The organism is Thalassotalea marina (assembly GCF_014656435.1).
Lineage (GTDB): Bacteria > Pseudomonadota > Gammaproteobacteria > Enterobacterales > Alteromonadaceae > Thalassotalea_C > Thalassotalea_C marina.
In genome coordinates, this window is sequence record NZ_BNCK01000008.1 from 233,025 (window position 1) to 255,231 (window position 22,207).

At 39.2% G+C, this 22,207-nt stretch carries 16 protein-coding genes and 5 tRNA genes; 13 read left to right on the plus strand and 8 right to left on the minus strand.

Translation table 11 applies throughout. The features are described 5' to 3' along the window. The first annotated feature begins 4 nt into the window (after positions 1-4). Complete coding sequence (gene ggt, locus IE199_RS17080) at positions 5-1,759, plus strand: gamma-glutamyltransferase (RefSeq protein WP_229854795.1); 1,755 nt, start codon at positions 5-7, stop codon at positions 1,757-1,759. A gap of 28 nt (positions 1,760-1,787) precedes the next feature. Here ggt and IE199_RS17085 read toward each other — a convergent pair whose 3' ends face one another. Next, positions 1,788-2,222, minus strand: coding sequence for a hypothetical protein (locus IE199_RS17085; protein WP_189772994.1), 435 nt, complete (start codon positions 2,220-2,222; stop codon positions 1,788-1,790). A 98-nt stretch (positions 2,223-2,320) separates the two neighbouring features. Next, positions 2,321-3,289, minus strand: a complete 969-nt coding sequence (cysK, locus tag IE199_RS17090) for a cysteine synthase A (protein ID WP_189772996.1) — start codon at positions 3,287-3,289, stop codon at positions 2,321-2,323. A gap of 314 nt (positions 3,290-3,603) precedes the next feature. Here cysK and IE199_RS17095 point away from each other — a divergent pair, with 314 nt between their 5' ends. Next, the gene (locus tag IE199_RS17095) at positions 3,604-4,509 is read left to right on the plus strand and encodes an RDD family protein (protein WP_189772998.1); all 906 of its coding nucleotides are present in this window, start codon (positions 3,604-3,606) and stop codon (positions 4,507-4,509) included. Further along, on the plus strand, positions 4,509-5,039 hold the full coding sequence (locus IE199_RS17100) for a hypothetical protein (protein WP_373304823.1): 531 nt from the start codon (positions 4,509-4,511) through the stop codon (positions 5,037-5,039). Before IE199_RS17095 ends, IE199_RS17100 begins: the two co-directional genes overlap by 1 nt. A 120-nt stretch (positions 5,040-5,159) precedes the next feature. Here IE199_RS17100 and IE199_RS17105 read toward each other — a convergent pair whose 3' ends face one another. Beyond that, complete coding sequence (locus IE199_RS17105) at positions 5,160-7,526, minus strand: carbohydrate binding family 9 domain-containing protein (RefSeq protein WP_189772999.1); 2,367 nt, start codon at positions 7,524-7,526, stop codon at positions 5,160-5,162. A gap of 141 nt (positions 7,527-7,667) precedes the next feature. After that, positions 7,668-10,040 carry a carbohydrate binding family 9 domain-containing protein gene (locus IE199_RS17110; RefSeq protein WP_189773001.1) on the minus strand — a complete coding sequence of 791 codons (2,373 nt, stop codon included), beginning with the start codon at positions 10,038-10,040 and terminating at the stop codon, positions 7,668-7,670. 192 nt (positions 10,041-10,232) lie between these two features. Here IE199_RS17110 and IE199_RS17115 point away from each other — a divergent pair, with 192 nt between their 5' ends. The 10 genes from IE199_RS17115 (at position 10,233) to IE199_RS17160 (ending at position 16,239) form a co-directional block, all read left to right on the plus strand. Beyond that, positions 10,233-10,955: a DUF599 domain-containing protein gene (locus IE199_RS17115; protein ID WP_189773003.1), complete on the plus strand. Its 723-nt coding sequence runs from the start codon at positions 10,233-10,235 to the stop codon at positions 10,953-10,955. Between the two features lie 12 nt (positions 10,956-10,967). Continuing rightward, positions 10,968-11,447 carry a DUF2919 family protein gene (locus IE199_RS17120; RefSeq protein WP_189773005.1) on the plus strand — a complete coding sequence of 160 codons (480 nt, stop codon included), beginning with the start codon at positions 10,968-10,970 and terminating at the stop codon, positions 11,445-11,447. Positions 11,448-11,457: 10 nt separating this feature from the next. Beyond that, the gene (gene dnaQ / locus IE199_RS17125; protein WP_229854796.1) at positions 11,458-12,177 is read left to right on the plus strand and encodes a DNA polymerase III subunit epsilon; all 720 of its coding nucleotides are present in this window, start codon (positions 11,458-11,460) and stop codon (positions 12,175-12,177) included. Continuing rightward, entirely contained in the window at positions 12,168-13,478 is a 1,311-nt protein-coding gene (locus IE199_RS17130) for a TIGR03503 family protein (protein WP_189773007.1), read from the plus strand. Before dnaQ ends, IE199_RS17130 begins: the two co-directional genes overlap by 10 nt. A 140-nt stretch (positions 13,479-13,618) precedes the next feature. Continuing rightward, a tRNA-Asp gene (locus tag IE199_RS17135) sits at positions 13,619-13,695 on the plus strand. 23 nt (positions 13,696-13,718) lie between these two features. After that, positions 13,719-13,795: transfer RNA gene (locus IE199_RS17140), tRNA-Asp, on the plus strand. A gap of 42 nt (positions 13,796-13,837) precedes the next feature. After that, positions 13,838-13,914: transfer RNA gene (locus IE199_RS17145), tRNA-Asp, on the plus strand. Between the two features lie 42 nt (positions 13,915-13,956). After that, positions 13,957-14,033, plus strand: a tRNA-Asp gene (locus IE199_RS17150). A 43-nt stretch (positions 14,034-14,076) separates the two neighbouring features. Then, positions 14,077-14,153 (plus strand) — tRNA-Asp (locus IE199_RS17155). Positions 14,154-14,418: 265 nt separating this feature from the next. Next, on the plus strand, positions 14,419-16,239 hold the full coding sequence (locus IE199_RS17160; RefSeq protein WP_189773009.1) for an acyl-CoA dehydrogenase C-terminal domain-containing protein: 1,821 nt from the start codon (positions 14,419-14,421) through the stop codon (positions 16,237-16,239). A 54-nt stretch (positions 16,240-16,293) separates the two neighbouring features. On the opposite strand, the gene IE199_RS17165 is transcribed toward IE199_RS17160, so the two are convergent. The 4 genes from IE199_RS17165 to fadE all read right to left on the minus strand — a co-directional run bounded on the left by IE199_RS17165 (position 16,294) and on the right by fadE (position 22,105). Further along, complete coding sequence (locus IE199_RS17165) at positions 16,294-17,667, minus strand: aldehyde dehydrogenase family protein (protein ID WP_229854798.1); 1,374 nt, start codon at positions 17,665-17,667, stop codon at positions 16,294-16,296. 145 nt (positions 17,668-17,812) lie between these two features. Continuing rightward, positions 17,813-18,496 (minus strand): TetR/AcrR family transcriptional regulator, encoded by a 684-nt coding sequence (locus IE199_RS17170; protein ID WP_189773013.1) that lies wholly within the window; start codon positions 18,494-18,496, stop codon positions 17,813-17,815. A gap of 81 nt (positions 18,497-18,577) precedes the next feature. Then, complete coding sequence (yihG, locus tag IE199_RS17175) at positions 18,578-19,471, minus strand: 1-acylglycerol-3-phosphate O-acyltransferase, YihG family (protein WP_189773015.1); 894 nt, start codon at positions 19,469-19,471, stop codon at positions 18,578-18,580. A gap of 168 nt (positions 19,472-19,639) precedes the next feature. After that, positions 19,640-22,105, minus strand: coding sequence for an acyl-CoA dehydrogenase FadE (gene fadE, locus IE199_RS17180; RefSeq protein ID WP_189773018.1), 2,466 nt, complete (start codon positions 22,103-22,105; stop codon positions 19,640-19,642). Between the last annotated feature and the right edge of the window lie 102 nt (positions 22,106-22,207).

Here is a 22,207-nt window from a genome sequence, read left to right on the forward strand (position 1 = left end):
ATCAGTGATCGCTCATAGTAAATCGATTGTATTAACCTTTATTACTGGGGTTTGTTTTTTTAGTAATGCTTTTGCACAACAGATAGAAGATCGTGAGCCAGAAGCTGCAACAGGGTTGTATAAAAAGGAAGCTGTTACAACAAAGAAGTTTATGGTCGCAACGGCAAATCCATATGCTACTCGTATAGGCTATAACATTTTACAAAAAGGTGGCACTGCCATTGACGCCGCTATTGCGGTTCAATTAGCACTTACGCTAGTAGAGCCACAGTCATCTGGAATAGGTGGCGGCTCTTTCATTTTGCACTGGGACCAAAAAAACAAACAACTAACGAGCTTTGATGGTCGAGAAACGGCGCCACAAGCGGCAACGTCTGAACTATTTCTCGATAAAAATGGAAATGCAATTCCTTGGATTCAAGCGGTAGTTGGTGGACGCTCTGTCGGTGTGCCAGGTGTATTAGCTTCGTTAAAGTTGGCACATGACAAATACGGAAAACTTGAATGGAAAGAGCTTTTTGTTGACGCGATTAAGTTAGCTGATAGAGGGTTTAGAGTGTCTCCTAGGCTAGAGAAACTCGTTGCAATGCAATACAACCCTGGTATTACGGAGCTGCCAGCAATACGAAGTTACTTTTTCCCGCAGGGCAGAGCAATTCAGGCTGGAGATAAACTTCGCAATGAAAAGTTGGCTAATGCATATCGAAGTATCGCTGAAGAGGGTATAGCGCCGTTTTATCAAGGCTGGATAGCTAAAAAAATGGTAGATGCTGTGCAAAAATCTCCAATAGCTCCAGGTAAACTGTCGGTTGAAGATTTAAAAGCATACCAAGCAAAAGAAGTTGCTCCTGTTTGTGCTGGTTATCGCCAATATCAAGTCTGCGGTATGGCACCTCCTAGTTCAGGAGGGGTAGCTGTTATTCAAATTTTGAAACAGTTAGAACCGTTTAATATTGCTAAACGTCCTTTTGAAGACGTGCAATCTGTTCACTTATATACACAAAGTTCACGTTTAGCGTTTGCTGACAGAGAGCGATATTTGGCAGATAACGATTTTGTTGACGTTCCAGTCAACGCGCTTATTGATGAGCAATATCTCGCCAATCGAAGTAATACCATTAACATTCACCAAGACATGGGCAAAGCTGCAGCGGGTAATATCAAAGATTTTGCTAATAGAGCGGATGATGTTGCCATGGAGTTACCTTCGACAAGTCATATTTCTATCGTGGATCAATATGGAAATGCAGTTTCGATGACTACTAGTATTGAAATGGCATTTGGCTCTGCGGTGATGGTTGAGGGCTTTATTTTGAACAATCAATTAACTGATTTTTCGCTAGCACCCCAAATCGATGGAAAGCTTGTAGCGAACCGTTTGGAGCCTAATAAGCGCCCAAGAAGCTCAATGGCACCAACGATTGTATTGGATAAAACAGGTGAGTCAGTAAAACTTGTGGTTGGTTCGCCTGGTGGCAGTCGTATAATAAATTATGTGGCGCAAACGATATTAGGCGTACTAGATTGGGGTATGGATCCTCAACAAGCGATTAATATGCCTAAAGTGACCAATAGAAATAATGTCACTACTTTAGAAAAAGGCACTTCGATTGCTAATCTTAAATCTGGTTTAGAGGCGAAAGGACATAAGGTTTCGATAAGAGATTTAAATAGTGGCATTCAAGCGATTCAAGTGAAAAAATTTAGTTTAGTTGGTGGGGCAGATCCCAGAAGGGAAGGCAAAGTTATGGGAGAATAACTTTGCACAATTGAATGAAAAAGACCCGTTAAAACGGGTCTTTTAGTATTTTATCGATGACCCATTTGTCATTTAGTTGGACCATAGATATTCTTTTAACATCTTTGAAATTACTATTTTGGTATGTCCCATCAAAATAAATAGTAATTACAGCTTTTTCTTTAAACTGTTCCCTGACTTTCACGCCGCTATCGTCTGGTTTAATAATGACTTCATCAAATGACATATTGAACATGTGACGAGCAACAGCACTAGGCGACTTATAATGCAAAATAATACGCGCCAATTGAGGAGCACAAACAGAGGCTGCTTTTTCTACATCTCGCTCATTGTATAGTGCATGAAAAAATGCAACTGCAACTTTTTCTGGGTTATCAATTTCACTTATCGGCTTTTCTTTTGGTTGACAACCAACTAGTAAAACAAAAAGGGGCAAACACAACAGGCTAAAAATTTTATTCATAAGGTTTAAGCATTTAATTCATAACTGTTTTTATGATACATGAATTTAGTTAATAAAAAAGGCGCTTGAAGCGCCTTTTTGGATCGTGAAATAAGATTTTACTGAACTAATTCTTTCTCTGAGAAAGTGTCAGTAAATAATGCGCTAGATAAATAGCGCTCTGCAGAGCTTGGTAAGATGACAACGATATTCTTACCTTCATTTTCTGGTCTTTCTGCAATGCGCTTAGCTGCAACAACAGCTGCACCAGAAGATATACCTGCTAAAATACCTTCTTCTTTCATTAATTGATGTGCCATCGCCATTGCATCTTCGTTTGATACTTGTTCAACGCCATCAATTAATTCTAGATCTAAGTTTTTAGGAATAAAGCCAGCGCCAATACCTTGTATTTTATGAGGTCCCGGCTTTAACTCTTCGCCTGCTAATTTTTGACTAATTACCGGTGAATCTGTTGGCTCAACAGCAATTGATTGAATCGCTTTGCCTTGTGTCTTTTTAATATAGCGAGTTACACCTGAAATTGTGCCACCAGTACCTACACCAGCAACAAAAATATCAATGTTACCATCGGTGTCCTGCCAAATTTCTGGTCCAGTCGTTTTTTCATGAATCTCAGGGTTGGCAGGATTGTCAAACTGACCAAGTAAAACGTATTTTTCAGGATTTGAATCTTTAATTTCCTGTGCTTTAGCAATAGCGCCACCCATGCCTTTAGCGCCATCAGTTAATTCTAATTTTGCACCAAGTGCAGCAAGTAACTTACGACGTTCTAAACTCATTGTTGCCGGCATTGTTAGCGTGATCGCGTATCCACGTGCGGCAGCAACAAAAGCTAGTGCGATGCCCGTGTTACCACTTGTTGGTTCGATAATTTCTTTACCTTCAGTTAATTCACCACGCTTTTCAGCGTCCCAAATCATGTTAGCGCCGATTCGACATTTTACGCTAAAACTAGGGTTGCGCGATTCAACCTTAGCAAATACATTACCTGTAGTTACTCGGTTTAATTTAACTAAAGGTGTGTTACCAATAGCTGTTGAGTTATCTTTAAAAATATTAGTCATGATGCGGATCCTTTAGATTACATGTGCTCTTTTAAATGTAAGCAGACGTAGATAAACTTTTACATTGTTATTATTTTTAATTAACTATTAATATTAGACATTCTCTAAAGAAAAAGAAGTGCCGTTTCGTTATATCTTATATTCTAAAAAGTAATAAACGGAGCGTTAATTAGAGCATGTTGTACTGGTGAGTTGATGTTTATAAGGTAAACGTCTTCGCTGTACTAAACATGAATTAGCTATACTTATTTTATTTGGTAATGAAAATACTGCGACTTAGCTTGCCGAGTATTCACTTAAAAGATGCCCAACTAATGACAAACAACAATAATAATCAAAGTAACAGCATAAGTGCTGAAGCTGCTCAAGTTAGTAGCTTAACACCAGAAGAAACAAGAAAAATCCTCACCCCTTTTGCATTTGAAATTGATAAAAGCCTCTTTGGTTTGCCGCTAGCCACTCCTTGGCGACGGGGTATAGCACTTTTAATAGATTTTACCGTTGTTGCTATGTTGGCACACATGTCGGGAGATTTATTAGCGCTTTTAGTTGCGATCACTTTGGTCAAAATTGGGAGCAGAAAACGTGCTGAACAGTTTGGCCAACAGCGAAGTCTTAGAAAACGCTTCTTAAAGTGGCTAGGTTGTTTCATTATTTTGTTGGTGCTGTTAGATAATGTACCTAAAATCATTGATGGCAGTTTTTGGCAGTCTAATAGCAATATTTCGGTGACGCTTGACGATGAACCTATGGTAAATCCAAATACTGAATTAAAGCAAGACAGCGAAACAAAACCACAAATAATGCAAGACAAACAAGCAGCCCAAGGGCAAGAAATTGTTTATAAAGGCGTGGCATGGGCAAAAGGCTTTATTGACGATCTTGGGCTAAGCTTTGGCTGGGCTGCATTTTATTTTTCGGTGATAACTTCAATTTGGAATGGTCAAACGCTCGGCAAAAAGTTATTAGGTATTCGCATTGTACAGCTAGATGGCACACCATTATCTGTGTGGGACAGTTTTGGTCGATATGGTGGGTATGGCGCTGGCTTAGCAACAGGCTTATTAGGCTTTTTACAAATTTATTGGGATCCTAATCGTCAAGCCATACATGATAAAATTTCTTCTACTATTGTAATAGACGTAAAGCTAGCTAAAGCAGCACAACATAGTGGACGACACGCTGGGATTAGGATTAAAAGTAACGAGGAAATATCTTAATGAAAAAAACGATAACGAAGCTAGTTACCTTCATGTTAATGGGAATAACATTGTTTGCTCAAGCTAGTGATAAACAACTTGATGCTAAATTGGCAATGTTTGCCGATTATTTGGGAACCTGGCAGTCAAATTTTACAGTTGCACCTGGAAAGCCATCAGTAACTGATGTGTCTATGTGGGAAAGGGCGCTTAATGGTAAGGCTGTACGAACTCTTCATTCCATTAACAATGGGGAATATGGTGGAGAATCTCTGATATTTTTCGACAAAGAAAAAGATAGTCTAGTTTTTTATTATTTTACTACGGCGGGATTTTATACTTCTGGCACCATAGAAGTGATTAATGAAACACAATTTGTTGCCTATGAAGATGTGTCAGGCAATGACAGCGGCATTACTAAAGTTAAGTCTACGTCAGATCTGCAAGAGGATAAGTTATTGGTGTCCACTTCATATTTAAAAAATGGTAAATGGACAGAGCCTGAGCAACGAGTCTACACAAAAAGTGACAGGAAAGTTATTTTTAAATAACTAAGCCTTTTAAAATAAAAAAGCCTTCTAAAATAAAAAAGCTTCGATGAGCAATGCTGGTCGAAGCTTTTTTTAAATTTGTTAATCCATTAAATAAACATTTAATTCAATTACTTTTTACTATTGCATCCAAGCGTAGCTGATTTTTGTAAAAAAGGTACGTTGTTCGCGTTCTAAGTTAGCTAGATAGTCATTTTGATAGCTGCTATCGGAATACCCAAGATAGAACACTGTTTGTGGATTTAACTTATACGCGTAAATAAGTTGTGTCGACATAGAATTACTTCTTTTATTTACCGTTTTTAATGGGTTATTGTCTGGATTTTGGTCAACGTCGTTATAGATAACACTTAGTTTTAAATAACTTTGCACATCAAATTGATAAGACACTCTAAGCTCAGTAAGCTGTACCGTGTACACGTCTTGATCGTCATATTGCATATTAGCGTTAGTGTAATAAAGCTTAGTCAGTAATTTTTGTGTGATGTTGAAATCAATGCCAGCGTAATACTCTCGATAATCGCCTAAACGATTATTGCGATAATCAATTTTTTTACCTAGTTTAAGCTCGCCATCTATTTCCAATTGGGCGACTGGTTGTATTTTGGCGTACATATTTGCCATTTTCTCAGTAAATCGAGAGGTGTTGCCGTCAATTGCCAATAAACTTTCGTCATGACGCAGGCCAATTTTATCATCATAATTGAAAGTTAATTCAAAATATGACTGCATCGGTCCATCAATATTAAACCCGGCCTGCCAAGATTTTTCTAATAGCTCGCCTTTTTCATTATGTTTAATCTGCCATTGTGCTTCTAGCTCCAGCTCTTGCCAGGGGCTGTCAGTGTCACCGTAAAAATAACGATCAACAGCTAGTCGGTTTGATTTTATGTCTGCCGATGTAATAAAACCTAAGTCTGCTCTAAAGTCCTGACCAATCGATTGATGCTCTGCTTCAATTTCCCAATACTCTGATTCATGTACAAAGCTTGCAACTAAAGCATTATCGTTGAATTCACCCGATTTTCGAGTGCGATGCACCTGTTCTGTGTAAGCACATTGACCTATGCTGCACTCAACCAAAGTTGCATTGTCACAGCTCTCATCGCTATCACCATAACAAAATGATTGGTAGAGATCTTCAGGGTATTCAGTGTTAGAGGCTAGCCACTGTGCTTTGATTGTATTAGAGTCATCAAGCTTATATTTAGTGTCTAAACCGGCTAGGTAATTATGATAGTTATCTGACTTTCTTAAAGTACTTAATGCACCAAAAGAAATATATTCGTCTAGATCATATCGATAGCGAAATGCCGCTGAGTTACTTTCGTCATCAAGAGAAGCAACTTCAGAGCCCGTATTGCCTGGAATAACAAAGTTAGTTTCTTTGTCTCTGGTGACAAACAGTCCATAACTATGATCACCTTGTGTTCCCGTCAATTTAGCGCCGAAGTCTGGATCAGCAATATTTCTTGTGTAAACAAGGGCTAAATTAGAAGTGAAGTAGTCGGCATTATCTAAGAAAAAAGGTCTTCTTTCGTCGTAGTACAAAGAGTACGTTTTGTTAATATTAAGCTGTCCTGCATCAGCCTCAACCGTTGAAAAGTCAGGGTTGATTGTCGCGTTAAGCAAATTGTTGGTGTTGATGTTCCAACGTATGTCTAACCCAAGCTCGCTATCACTATCACTTTGCCAATCTGAACCGGGAGTAAAGATATCCTTTGATTGGTTTTTTGCTGCAACCAGTGATGGAGTGAACATGAGGTTTTTGCCGCCTTTAGCTTGTTTAAAGCCAGATAATTCAGGCGCTTGACATAACCAGCAGTTGTTATTTCGATCAAGAGGAGTATGAGAAATACGCAATCTTGAATCTCTAGGGTAAAGTCTGACCAATTCAAATGCCCATGTCTTTATGTCATTTGAATTCTCAAAATTTAAAATGTTATAGGGAATAGCAATTTCAACTTGAAAGCCTTGTTCTGTTAATTTTCCATAAGAATCCCAAATGCCATTCCAAGCACGGTTAACATCACCAGTCATTTCATTGTTTATGCCGTCATGCTGGACACCAAATGGATTGACAAAAAACTCATAATTTAATCGTCGAGTATTAAAAGTATCTAATTTAATACCAACAATGTCGTCATTCCAGCGAGAATCTCGATCGCCTAAGAATGCTTTAATCTTTTCAGGCTCGGGATCATAAGCGACAAATGATATAAAAATCATTTCGCCGTTTTCAATGATACGAGCTTCTGTTTTTACTGGGCTGGGTTCATTGTTCCAGGGGCTGTTTACTAAATTTAACTCAATTTTCCTAGCGTTTTGCCAGATTGGATCGGTTAAATCGCCATCAATCTTAGCTGATTGACTACTATGAGGAATAGTGTAGTGGCTTTCTTGTGCACTAGCATGAGCCAAATTTCCAATTATTAAGCTTATGAAAATAAGAGAAATATAGCTGCAGCAACGATTAATAAATCGCATTGTTGCTCCAATTGTTATTGTTATATGTGACCGCATGGATGCGGCATGTCCATCAGGGGCGAATTGTTACAAATTTGTGCAATCAGTACAATGTTGATTAAAAAGAAAATACAAAAAAGGCCGCGATTGCGGCCTTTATGCTTATTTTATCCAAGCATAACTGAATTTCATAAACATACTTCGTTCGTTTTGTTTTAAATCTGAGAAGTTTTGTTCTGCATTGTGGTAGTCAGAGTAACCCAAATAAAATACTGTCTGCGGATTTATCTTATAGGCATATAACAACTCAGTTGATAGATTTTTACTGTGTGATTTTATATCTTCTGGGTTTATATATAAGTAATTATTAGGGTTGCGATTGGTATTGTTGTATACCAAGGTTAGACGGACAAAACTTCTTACATCAAATTGATAAGTAGCTCTCATGTCGGTTAGGCGAGCAGTAAACACGTTGGCTTGATCAGCATTTAGCTGCTGAAAAACTTGCTTCACTCGCATTTCAAAATGCTTATTTACATTCCAATTAACCGTTGTATTAAATTGTTTTTTTAATCCCAAGCGGTTATTGGTGTAATCGATAGCATCTCCATAATGTAAGTTAGCGTAAAGCTTTAACCCCAAAATAGGTTTAATTTCACCCGACAAGGTATATTGTTCTTCATTAAATAGAGTTGTATTGCCATCAATAGCTAATGATGACTTATCGATACGACTTCCCACTAGATCACGGTTACTATAAGAAAAGCTTAAATAAGAGCTATAAATACCGTTGATAGATGCATTCACATCTAATTCTTTTTCGATGAGTTCGCCTTTATCGTTATGGGTAATGTCCCAATCAGAGTATAGTCTTGCACTTGTCCACCATTGGCCAGGTTCTGCATACCATTTGCGATGACCGCCAATAACAAGTTTGTTGTGATCTATAAGAGAAATGAATCCTAAATCTCCCCTAAATCCTTTATTTTGCTTGTCGTAAGTAACTTTATAATGCCAGTGCTCGTCATTGTGGACATAACTGGCTTTAAACGCATTACCACTAAAGGCATCATCTTTTAAAGTTCTTAGCACTTTTTCATTGTAATCACAGTTAGCAAATTCACACTCTGCTTGCTCAGGCGACGTACAGCCGGTATCACTGCTGTCGCCACAAAATTGCTTAAACATGTCTTCAGGGTATTCTGTATCAGAATAAAGATACTGAAATTTAAACGTATCGTAAGTAGAAAGTCTAAAGCGACCGTCAACACCGTGAACCGCATTTGAATAGTCTTCCGACGCACGCATGGTGGAAATGTAACCTAGTGTCGTATCGGAACCATAGTTATAACGATAGCGCAGCACGGCAGCTTGAGATTTATCGTCAATGCTAGCTACAGAAGACGATCTATTACCAGGAATTAATATGTTGGTGGTGTCATCATCAGTAACAAAAACACCCAGCGCGTGGTTATCTTTACGTCCAGTGATTTTTGCACCATAGTTTGGTGCGTTTATATTACGGGTATAAACGAGGTTGTAGTTAGAGTTGAAGTAATCGGCATTGTCTAAGAAAAAGGGTCTTTTTTCGGGGAAAAATAACGCAAAATTATTATTAATATTTAACTGTGCGCTATCGGTTTCAACCGTAGAGAAGTCAGGGTTAATGGTCGCATTCAAAAGAATATCCGGTGTAATTCCCCAACGGAGATCTAAACTAGCGTCGGTGTTACTGGAACTGTCCCATTCGTCATTTTCATTTCTTTGTTGGTGTTTACCTGTGACCAATGACGGCGCGATGATTAAATTATCACCTTGCTTTGCGCCTTCAAAGCCACTAGCTGTGTGAAGCTGACAAAGCTCACAGCTATTGTTTCGATCCATATATATATTTGAAATTCTGAGGTTCTCTTCACGCGGATAAAAACGCATGAGCTCGATCCCCCAATCTTGGATATTTTTACTTTCGTTAAAGTTAAGCATACGAAGAGGGAGGGCCATTTCGACAATGTAACCTTCATCAGTAATTTGCCCTGCGCTGTCCCAAATACCATCCCAAGAATCACTTTCTTGCTGGGTGACTTCGTTTTCAATACCGTCGATTTGTGAGCCCATCGGATTGACTAAAAATCGGTAAGCTGAGCGTTGGTCATTGTAGGTATCAATTTTAATACCGACGGTATCATCACCCCAGGATTTGTCGCGATCTCGTAAAAATGCGCGAATTTTTTCTGGATTTGGATCATAAGCTTTAAATGCTAAATAGAAGACCTCTCCATCTTCCATTAGCAATGCCTTTGTTTTAATAGGGCTAGGTGTATTGTCATAAGGACGTGTGACAATATCTAATTCAACTTCAGTTGCATTTTTCCATTGAGGCTCATTAAGGGTTGCATCAATGGTGATGTCGCCGGATATACGTGCTACGTCAAAATGTTGTTTTGCTTTAGGAGAAGCTACAGTTAGTGGTGCGACAACAAGAGAAGTGAGTAAAAGACTACTTGCCAAGAAAAATTGTTTTTTTACAACAAACATTAATGTTCTTCTTTTTATCGTTTATATTTTTTCTGGCGGTATTTTAGGAGTGAGATTTGAGCTGTCAAAAGTTTTACGACAACTTGCACGTTGGCGTGGTTAGATTGCAAAGCGACTGTTTTAAAGGTCGAATCTTTTAGTTAACTGCTGCATAATGCCACTTTAATTAAATGTGACTGTACCTACTGTATTATGTCGATTACCTTTTTAAATATTTTAGCAATAGCGTCTTTTTTTACTTGTTGGATTGGCTACACCGAATTTGCTCGCAAAAAAGCAAAAACGACAAACTGTATCGCCAGATGTTTACACCAACACCGTATTCATTGGATGTACGAGGTTATCACCCGAGATATCAAAGTAGGAGAAGCCGCACTACTGGCCAACTTGGAACGTAATATTGCTTTTTTTGCCTCTTCTACGTTACTGGTTTTAGCGGGTGTTCTTACCTTATTTGCTCAAGTAGAAAAGTTGGAAAAGGTAATTCATTCAATTCCATTTGCCGCATATCCTGATCACACATTAATCCAAATGAAACTAGGGTTATTAGCATTTATTTTTGTGATGGCTTTTTTCCAATTTACTTGGTCGATGAGACAATACGGTTTCTTAAACGTTATGGTGGGGGCGTCACCTACTGATAAAACTAGCCAAAATGAAAACCTTTTAGCTTATGCTAAACAAATGGCTATTGTGCAAGATCAAGCTGCCCATTCATATAACTATGGCTTGCGTTCATATTATTTTTCAATGGCGGCAATCTGTTGGTTTTTCCATCCTTTATTACTGATGCTTGCGAGCGTATTAGTTGTTTACACTTTATATATACGAGAATTTCGTTCTAAGGCTGTTCGGGCAATCACCGCAGGGCAAGAAATCTTAAAAACTGAAAGAGCAAGTCGTTATAGCAAGTAAGGGGAGATATAGTTGTACTCTAATTTAACACCCAAGGATTTTGATCGCTACGATTGTGTCAAACTGTCCAAAGGTATATTTGTAACCTTGCTATTTATATTGCGGGGTTATGTCACTTGGATTGTATCGGTGACTAATATGCAAGATCGTACTAGTACCATTGCTTTCTTTTATCCAAACCCTAAGCTTTTTTATTTAAGCTTAGCGTCTGGTGCTATCGGTTTATTTGTAGCGTTTGTTTTAATTATGCGAAGACCTGATGCAGCTGGTTGGGTGAAATGGAGCTGTAAATACCTTCGCCAAATTTTAGTGGTGGCATTAATCTTTGATTTAATCGTTAATCTCGCGGCTTATTATTGGTGGGATATGCAAAGTGTAATGTGGTTAGTGGTGAATACCGCCATTGTTTGTTTGGCTAGTTGGTTTTTATTCAAGAGTGAACGCGTTAAAATCAATGTTGAAGAATTTCCTGAAACGCTTCCAGAAAAGTAAAGGTATATAAGTGACAAATATAAAAAAAGATGAACGCCTCGTTATTCTCGATACTGAAACTACAGGTATTAATCCAAGAGAAGGGCATCGTATTGTTGAAGTTGGCTGTGTTGAAATGATCAATCGTCAGTTAACTGGCCGAACATACCACGCTTATATCAACCCACAATTTCAAATGGAGCAAGAGGTCATCGACGTTCACGGATTAACGAATGAGTTTTTACGTGACAAACCGTTATTTGCAGATGTCGCTCAAGACTTTATTGATTTTATTAAAGGCGCTGAGTTGGTCATACATAATGCTAAGTTCGACGTCGGCTTTATGGATCACGAATTTAAAATGGTTAACCGCGGTTTACCAATGACCGAAGACATCTGTACGATTACTGATACTCTGCACGTATCCAAAGACGAGTTTGGCTCACCTAAAACGCTAGATTATTTAGCAAAGTTTTATCGTGTCGACGGGCTTATTGATCGTACTTATCACGGGGCTTTAATCGATGCCCAGTTGCTTGCTTTTGTTTACATCGAAATGACGCGAAAGCAATCTGCTTTGAATTTATCCATGGGGGATTCTTCAGGTGACGAAGACAGTAATGCCATAAGACGGCTACCTGTAGATCGAGAAATGCTAAAGGTAATCGCTGCTTCTGCCGATGAACTAGAAGCACATAAAAAAAGATTAGCGATTATTGCAGAAAAAGGGAGTGAGCCAATATGGCAATAACACAATGGTTTAAATGCGCGACATTAACATTTTGTGCTGCGTTAACCATTAATAGTTGGGCGCAAGAAGCTCAAACAGAAATTAAGTATTATGACAATGATGATGTCACTAATCGCATTCCCGTCTTTGATAACCGTTTTCGCCTTGACGCACAACTTGAAGAAATTACTTTACTGTTTTATAGAAAAAATGGCTCCCCACCAGTTATCTTAGTCAGACCAGATGGCAGTAAACTTAAAGTTTCTAGTTTTCCCAAAGATAGAGTCCAATGGTTTGATGATGCTACCTTTGACATGATTCGCATTGTCAAACCTATGCCTGGCCCTTGGCAAGCTATTGGCGATATTATGCCTGAAAGTAAAATTATGGTTGTGTCGGAGGTTAACTTAGAAGTTGAGCCATTACCTGAGATTTTACTTTCTGGAGAAACAATAAAGGTTACTGCAAAAGTTTATAACCGAGAAAAGGTAATAGATGACCCACTATTTAATGCGGTAATTAATCTCGATATCGATTTTTACAGTACTAATAATACTGCCTATGATAACTTTGGTGCTGAAAACGTTGAGATAGGCTCGTTTCGTGATGATGGTTATGATCTAGACGAATTCGCTAAGGATGGCTTATATACAGGGGAGTTTGTTTTAAACTTTTCAGCTGGTGAATGGATACCTGTTTATTATATAAAAATGCCTATGGCTGAAAGAGAATTAAGACAGCAGCCGATTATTATTCAAAAAAATCCAGTATCTTTAAGTGTCGAGACAACTAAAGACCCACTTTCGTCTCACAAGCTTGCTATTAATATTAATGATGAATATGTCGACCCTGATAGCTTGTTGTTTCAAGGTAAAATTACCTACCCTGATAGACAAACTGAACCCTTTGCCATTATGGAAGGCAAAGGTATAAGCCGAATAAAAGAAATCGGCTATACAGAACCTGGTGTTCATCGGGTAACTTTAAATGTATTTGGCCATACAAAAGATAACCGTGAATTTAGGTTAGTCGTTCCTGATTTTACCTTCAATGTTGATAGAGATGATAATCCGTTAATACCTAATTTGAATGATCAGGACGAGGGAGAAGAGTCTGCCGAAGACATAGCTGCACAAATAGCTGAACAGCTTGCTCAAGAGAAAGCAGCAAGAGCTAAAGCATTAGAAGAGGAAATGGAAGCAAAACGACTTGCTGCCGAAGAACAAGCGATGACAAACTTAATTATTGTGATTAGTGCAAATGTTGTCATTATCGGTGCAGCCATCATTGGTTTCGTATTAATTCGACGAAAAAAACGCTAATCTGCTGTTAAATTCGGCTTATTGCTTAGCAAATGTGCATACAGTCATATTTATGTAAAAAAGTGGTTGACGCACCGCAATGATATCCGTATTATTCCGCCCGCATTCAACGAGTTGTTGTTGAAACGCAGAATATACGCGGAGTGGTAGTTCAGTTGGTTAGAATACCGGCCTGTCACGCCGGGGGTCGCGGGTTCGAGTCCCGTCCACTCCGCCAAATTTTCTGTGTAGTTCTCCTGAGGAGTGGTAGTTCAGTTGGTTAGAATACCGGCCTGTCACGCCGGGGGTCGCGGGTTCGAGTCCCGTCCACTCCGCCAAGAGAACAACAATTAACACATTGATGCAAATAGAAACGCTGCGGAGTGGTAGTTCAGTTGGTTAGAATACCGGCCTGTCACGCCGGGGGTCGCGGGTTCGAGTCCCGTCCACTCCGCCAATGTTTCATAAGGGTCGCCTTAATAAATACGAAATCCTGTGCGGAGTGGTAGTTCAGTTGGTTAGAATACCGGCCTGTCACGCCGGGGGTCGCGGGTTCGAGTCCCGTCCACTCCGCCAACAATTTGAAGGGTCGCCTTGTAAAACACGATTCCCCTGATGCGGAGTGGTAGTTCAGTTGGTTAGAATACCGGCCTGTCACGCCGGGGGTCGCGGGTTCGAGTCCCGTCCACTCCGCCACTTTACTTGGCTATACGCCAATCAAATCTCAATTTCCTATTTTAAATATTCACTGCATCATAGACACGATTTTAACGTCGTAAATTAAAGTGATTAATCCATTCGATAATCTCTAATACTTCAATTAAGCAATCAAGCCAATTCAGGTGTATGCTTTCTTTTACCAATAAACTTTGTATTTAATCTGGTAAGACCAGTTGCTTTTGTACCTACGGTGATCTAGTATGGTCAAAAACAACAGGTCGTACCACTATGGAGAGCCTTAATGCTGAGTTATAAAGCACCGTTAAATGATATTAAGTTCTTGATGGAAGATGTATTAGATTTCTATCCCCATTTCGAAAAGTTTCCTGAATTTGAAGAAGCAACGCCTGATTTAATTGACGCAATATTTCAAGAGTGTGCCAAGTTCTGTGAAAATGAGCTTTTGCCACTGAATCAGTCGGCAGATAAAGAAGGTTGTCATTTTGAAAATGGTGAAGTCAAAACGCCAAAAGGCTTTAAAGCAGCTTATGAACAATACGTTGCCGGTGGTTGGCAGTCTTTATCACATGGCTTGGAGTATGGTGGACAAGGTTTACCACCATCATTAGGCTTGATTAAATCAGAAATGATGGGCACAGCAAACTGGTCTTGGGCCATGTATCCAGGCTTAAGTCACGGTGCGATGAACACCATTGATTTACACGGTTCAACCAAGCAAAAAGAAAAATATTTAACCAAACTAACTGAAGGTACCTGGACAGGCACCATGTGTTTAACAGAGCCACAATGTGGTACCGACCTTGGCCAAGTGAAAACCAAAGCCATTCCAAATGGTGATGGTACCTACTCAATTACAGGGACAAAAATTTTTATCTCTGCAGGTGAACATGATTTAACCGACAACATTATTCATATTGTGTTGGCTAGGTTGCCCGATGCACCTGAGGGGACGAGAGGGATTTCATTATTTATCGTGCCTAAAATGCACAGTGATGAACAAGGTAATATCACCGATCGAAATGGCGTAGTTTGTGGCTCTATAGAAGATAAAATGGGCATAAAGGGAAGTGCAACTGCGGTGCTTAATTTTGATAATGCTATTGGTGAGCTAATTGGCCCTGAAAATAAAGGCCTTGAGTGCATGTTTACCTTTATGAACACTGCGCGAATTGGAACCGCATTACAGGGTATTTGTGCCACAGAGTTGTCCTATCAAAATGCCTTAGAATATGCCAAAGAAAGATTATCAATGCGCGCTTTATCGGGTACTAAAGAGCCAGATAAAGTTGCCGATCCTATAATTTGTCATCCCGACGTACGTAAAATGTTGTTGACGCAAAAAGCCTTTGCCGAAGGTGGCAGGGCGATGATTTATTATGCGGCAAAACTTGCAGATACAATTGAACATTCTAAAGATGAAAAAGCCAAAAAGCGCGCTGACTATCGTTTAGGTTTCATTACCCCGATCTTAAAAGCATTTTTAACAGAAGTAGGTGTTGAAAGTGCCAACCTAGGTGTGCAGGTATTTGGTGGTCATGGCTATATCAAAGAGTGGGGCATGGAACAAATTGTTCGTGATGTCAGGATTTCGACCTTATATGAAGGAACAACCGGTATTCAAGCGCTCGACTTGTTGGGTCGTAAAATACTATTGAGCCGTGGTAAGTCACTTAAAAGCTTCTCGATGGAAGTGCTAGGGTTTTGCAAAGATAAAAGCATGATCTCGAGTAATCCGCATAAACGCCAAATGAATAAGTTTATTTGGCCGCTGAGTAAAGCGGTGGCAAATTGGCAGCAATGCTCAGTTCGATTAGCGATGAAAGCTAAGAAAAACAGAGATTATGTTGGTTCAGCTTCAGTAGATTATCTGATGTATTCAGGGTATGTAGTGATGGGTTATTTTTGGGCGCAAATGGCACAAGCGTCTTATGAAAAACTCGCAGGCGAGGTAGAAAACAGAGATTTTTATCGCGCAAAAATTAAAACTGCAGAATTTTACTTTGAGCGTATTTTCCCGCGGATTAAATCGCTAAGTGCAACTATGATGGCAGATCCAAAATCATTGATGCAATTGGATCAAGAGTTATTGTCTTTCCTTTAAGCCGTGTCTACCTATATGCCCCCTGAGTAAGGGGGCATATATCACGTGATGTAATTACAAGTGCCTTACCATTTTTAATACAAGAAGTTTTAATTTTGTGTAAGGTGCAAATCTTATGGGTAAGTCTTTTATAAATGGTCGTTTTAGCACTGATTTTTGATGGCTAAAATTATCAAATCCTGCTTTGCCACTATATTGACCAAACCCGCTAGGGCCAACACCGCCAAAAGGTAATTCAGGTACTGCGTTGAACATAATCACATCGTTTAAACATTGGCTTCCCGCACTAATTTCATTAACCCACGATTGTTGTTGATGCTCGTCTTTAGAAAAAAGGTAAGCTGACAAAGGTTTATCTCGCTTTCGAATAAAACTCTTAGCTTCATTAAAGTTGTTGACGATTAGAATTGGTAAAATGGCACCAAATATTTCTTCTGTCATCAATTTGCTATCTAATGGTGGATTTAGCACTACCGTGGGGGCTATGTACTTACTTTCTAAGTCGTGCTCTCCGCCTATAATAGGATCTAAGTCGGTTAAGTAGTCGATAAGGCGTTGGCAATGGCGCTCATTAACAATGCGACCATAAGAGTCACTTAGTTTGGGCTCAGAGCCAAACATCTTAATGATTTGCTTTTTAAGTGCTTCTATTAAGAGTTGCCCTGTCTGTTGGTTAGTTAAAATGTAATCAGGTGCAATACAAGTTTGTCCTGCATTGAGCCATTTACCCCAAGCTATGCGTTGAGCTGTTATTTCTATATCTGCTGTTTCATCAACATAAACGGGGCTTTTACCGCCTAGTTCTAACGTTACTGGCGTTAAGTGTTTTGCTGCCGCAGCCATAATAATGCGAGCTACTGCGCCATTGCCAGTATACATAATATGATCAAATTGTAATTGTAATAGCGCCGTGGTTTCTTCTACCGCGCCTTCAACAACTGAGATTGCTTGGGGGTCTAAATATTTAGGTACAAGGTCAGCTAAGACTTTAGAAACGGCTGGTGATAATTCTGATGGTTTTAATATCGCACAGTTGCCAGCAGAAATGGCAGCAACCAAGGGGGCTAATATCAACTGAACAGGGTAGTTCCAAGCACCTATAATTAACACAACACCAAGAGGCTCTGCTTGGACAAAAGAGCGGCCAGGTTGAGCAACAATTGGCGTTTTAACACGCTTAGGTTTCATCCATCGCTTTAATCGTTTAACGGCATAATCAACTTCACCTGCAACATAGGATACTTCTGTTAGCCAAGATTCAACGGTTGGTTTCCCCAAATCTTGTGATAGTGCTTGATAAAGCAGCGTATCGTTTTCCTGTACTAGTTTTTTGATCTGAAGAAGTTGTTCTATTCGCCATGCATAATTCAGAGTTTTATTGGTGTTAAAGCAATTTCGATGTTGTTCTATTAATAGTTGGAAATCCACAACAAGCCTGTATAGATTGAATAAAATACCCGTCAACCATACCTCAATTTTGGTGAACATTACAAAAGATAAGCTGATAAATTGCTTTAACTTTATTGTCAGTCAGCACTTTTAGTGTGATAACGTCTGTCTATAGTTATTAACTTTATTCATCTACTGCTGGCTTCTTAACTTTCAAGATCCAATGAATGAGTCGATGAAGAGTTTGATAAATATAGTCCCTATCAATGTTTTCAACAGGTACGGTAAGGTTTCGGTATTCCAGTTGGGTGAATACGGTAAGTAAAATGTCACCATCAATTTGTGCTGTGTCTGTATTAAAATAACTGCACAGTTTAATGAATGGCGTAATAAGTGCCTGCCGGTGATTATACGCTAAACTTCTTAACGCCTCTGTTGATTGCATTTCTGTGTAAAGCATTTGTTCTACCATAAGATCATTGCCATGGTTAGTCACTTTTTCCATTAAATAATCGGCAGCTAGGTCAGTCAGTGTCAACGCCAACTCTTTTCGTATCACTAATTTTTTCAGTTTGGTTTTACCTAAGCTATCGCACAACGCAAAAACCTTAAGCCAAGTGGTTTTAGCTCTGGCGATTGTGCGGTTTGAACTCATTAAAAAGGCTTCATTGATGAGTTGTCTAATATCTTTAAAGTAATAGGTGGTAAGTGACAGTTGTAAATTAGCGTGTTTAGCAATTGAACGATGTGTAGCTCCTTTTATTCCTTGATGGGCTAACACATCGATGGCTGCATTGAGTATTTGTTGTTTGGTTTTTTGGCCTTTTGAAAGTTGACCTGAAATGTTTGATCTCTGGTAGATCGTCATAATTAACCCAAGTAAATTCCTTTTGGGTCAAATTAAACTTTTTAGCTATTAATTACAATTGCATCAAGAAGTTGGAAGCGCTTACTTTGATAAATAGTTAGTAATTTTTTCGTCTTTTTTATGCCAAAGTTGTGTAAGCCAACGATGAAACTCTTTTTTGAATTCGACATCTTTACTGTAATGCCCTCGTAGTTTGTCTACATCGGTAATTTGCTCAACATCAATGATGATCTCTTTTAATTTACCTTTGAGCATATCCTTCATTACATGTCCTGGGTTTTGAGGATATAGCAACGTAACATTTAATACTTTATCGAACTGCTCGCCCATGGTTTCCATGGTAAAAGCAATACCGCTGGCTTTTGGCGTTAATAAATGTTTAAAGTTATTGTTTTGTCTGCGGTGTTTTTCGTCTGTAAAACGTGTACCTTCAACAAAATTGATGATGGTAGTTGGCGTATTTTTAAACTTCTCACATGACTTTTTGGTGGTTTCTATATCTTTGCCAATCAAGTGCGGATTTTTCTTGAGATATGAGCGACTGTATCTTCTCATAAACGGCATATCTAGAGCCCAGCAAGCCATACCAACAAAAGGCACACGTTTTAATGAGTCCTTCAAAAAGTACTTAGGCGCTGGGATCCTATTATAAGCAAAGTAAGATAGTACAAAGATATCTAACCAGCTTTGGTGGTTGGCAATTAGCAGATACCAGCTTTTAGTATTTAAATCGGTATCACCTTTAATGGTAATGTTTACTTGGTTAAAACTAATCAAGATTAAATAGTTGACTAGTGCCCATAGTCGATAGGTTGCATGCATTGGATAAAAAAGCACTTGGTGAAACTTTTTAAACGGCAGTAAAAACTTTAGTAGGCCACCAAGGAAAACGATCGAACCGCAAAATGCCAAATTTAAACAAAACAAAGTAAAGGTGATTGGCATTGCGATAAAAGAGGGCAAAAACGAAAACATCTAGGGGTTTAAAGCTCATTAATTTTTAGTATCTGAGTATTTTACTGATTTTTGAATGTTTTGTGTAATGCTTTATTGTTTATAAATGTTGAACAATTAATTGAGCGACACTTGGGTAATAAAAAAGGCAAGTATCTACTTGCCTTTAATAACTGCCTAAAAGAAAAATTAAGCGGATTTCGATAATGTATCCTGAGCTAACTCATCATTTGCAAACTTTGCAGAAACTAAGTCTTGTGGATCGAAATCATCGACATTAATGACTTGTAGCCTTAAACGTTCTGCGTTTATAAGTTTATTAGCTTCATCCTCAGTAATGGCATTTTCAGCTAAACCTTGTTGTGCCAATTGATCTAAAAAGACAAAAGGTAGCTTTTTGCCCATTGTTTGGCATATTTTCTCGTGAATAGGTTCACAAGCTAATAACTCATTTAACGCCGTTTCAAGGGCACCAAAGTTGTTTGCGCCATCATCAGTAAGATATTGACCTTCACCCAAGCGACTTCTCGCTTCTCCTGGGGTTTGCAAGATGCGAGAAACTTGGTGATCAAGTTTATCTGACGGCTTTTTAAGCCAAGTGCCAAATGGGAAAATCATGATTCTTAAACAAGTGGCAACGACTTTATTTGGGAAGTTTGCAATAAGTTCATCAATCGCTTGTTCTGTGCGATAAAGACTATCTTCTACAGCCCATTTCAATAATGGTAAATCTGAGTGCTGACGGCCTTGGTCGTCAAATCGTTTTAAACTTGCACTAGCTAAATAAAGGTAACTTAAGATGTCGCCCAATCGAGCAGAAATACGTTCTCTGCGCTTAAGATCGCCACCCAAAGTTAACATCGCAATGTCAGATAACATGGCAAGGTTCGCACTATAACGCGACATTAGTTGGTAGTAACGTCTAGTTTCATCATTAAATGGGGCGCCAGTAAATCTTGCACCTGTTAAGGCCAACCACTTAGTTCTAACGATATTACTGATGGCAAAACCGATATGCCCAAATAGCGCATGATCAAAGTCTTCTAATGCCTGTTGATTGTCAGATTGGTTTGCTGCTTCTAATTCCGCTAGCACATAAGGGTGGCATCGAATAGCACCTTGACCATAAATGATCATACTACGAGTTAGAATGTTAGCACCTTCAACGGTGATGGCGACAGGAGCACCCTGATAACCTCTGGCTAGATAGTTATTTGGCCCCATACAAATGCCTTTACCACCGTGAATGTCCATTGCATCGTTGATACATGAACGCATTTTTTCTGTCAGGTGGTATTTTGAAATGGCAGAAATAACAGAAGGCTTTTCACCTAGATCGATAGCGCCAGTAGACATGGTTGTAACAGCATCCATTAAGTAGGCATTACCACCCAAGCGAGCAAGCGCTTCTTCAATACCTTCCATCTTGCCAATTGGTAATTTAAACTGACGACGGATCCTTGAATAAGCACCTGTTGCCAACGCAATTGACTTGATACCACCAGCACTGTTAGAAGGTAATGTAATAGCACGACCTACTGATAAGCACTCTACTAACATTCTCCAGCCTTGACCGGCCATTTTTGGACCGCCAATAATGAAGTCTAGTGGAACAAATACGTCTTTTCCTTGAGTAGGGCCATTGTGAAATGGCACATTTAACGGGAAGTGACGTCTTCCAGTTTTAACCCCATCAATATCTGTAGGAATAAGCGCACATGTGATGCCTAGCTCTTCTTGCTCGCCTAATAGACCATCAGGGTCACGTAGTTTAAATGCTAAGCCAAGCACCGTTGCTATTGGGGCAAGTGTAATATAACGTTTATTCCAAGTTAAACGCATACCCAATACTTTTTCACCGTTAAATTCGCCTTCACAAACAACGCCAAAATCTGGTATCGCACCGGCATCAGAGCCAGCTTCTGGGCTTGTTAAAGCAAAACAAGGAATTTCGTCACCATTTACCAAACGTGGTAGGTAATAATCTTGTTGTTCTTTAGTGCCGTAGTGTTGTAGTAATTCCCCTGGACCTAGAGAATTTGGCACACCAACAGTACTGGCAAGCACTGTACTGGCGCCAGATAATTTTTGTAATACACGCGATTGCGCATATGCACTAAATTCTAAACCGCCGTATTGCTTTTTAATAATCATGGCGAAGAATTTGTTGTCTTTGAGGTATTGCCAAACTTCAGGAGACATATCTGCACGTTCGTGCGTGGTATGCCAGTCGTCCACCATTTTACAAACAGTTTCAACTGGACCATCAAGAAATGCTTGCTCTTCAGCGCTTAACCTTGGTTTAGGAAAACGGTGTAATTTTTGCCAATCGGGACTGCCGCGAAATAAATCGGCTTCAAACCATGTAGTGCCTGCGTCAATAGCTTCTTTTTCAGTGTCTGACATTTCAGGCATAATCTTTTGAAAAATAGCAAGCAATGGCTTACTGATATGTTTTTTGCGTAAGTCTGCAATATTCAATGGGATAGCAATTATGGCAAATAATAGCCATGCCCAAAAAGAAACAATAGAAAATACCGTGCCAATAGCCATTAGCGCGGCAAATGAGAGGGTAAAGGTTGATAGCGATGCCCGGTTATACGCCATGAAACCCGACAGGGCGATGGCACCAATTATCCAAGTTAATACTTCCACAGTTCACCTATTTTAAGTTTAAGAGGTCTGACCACTGCCTTAAGCTTAATTCCGAATTTTAGGATTTGCAAGATTATTTTTGTTAGTTATTGCTTCAGATTT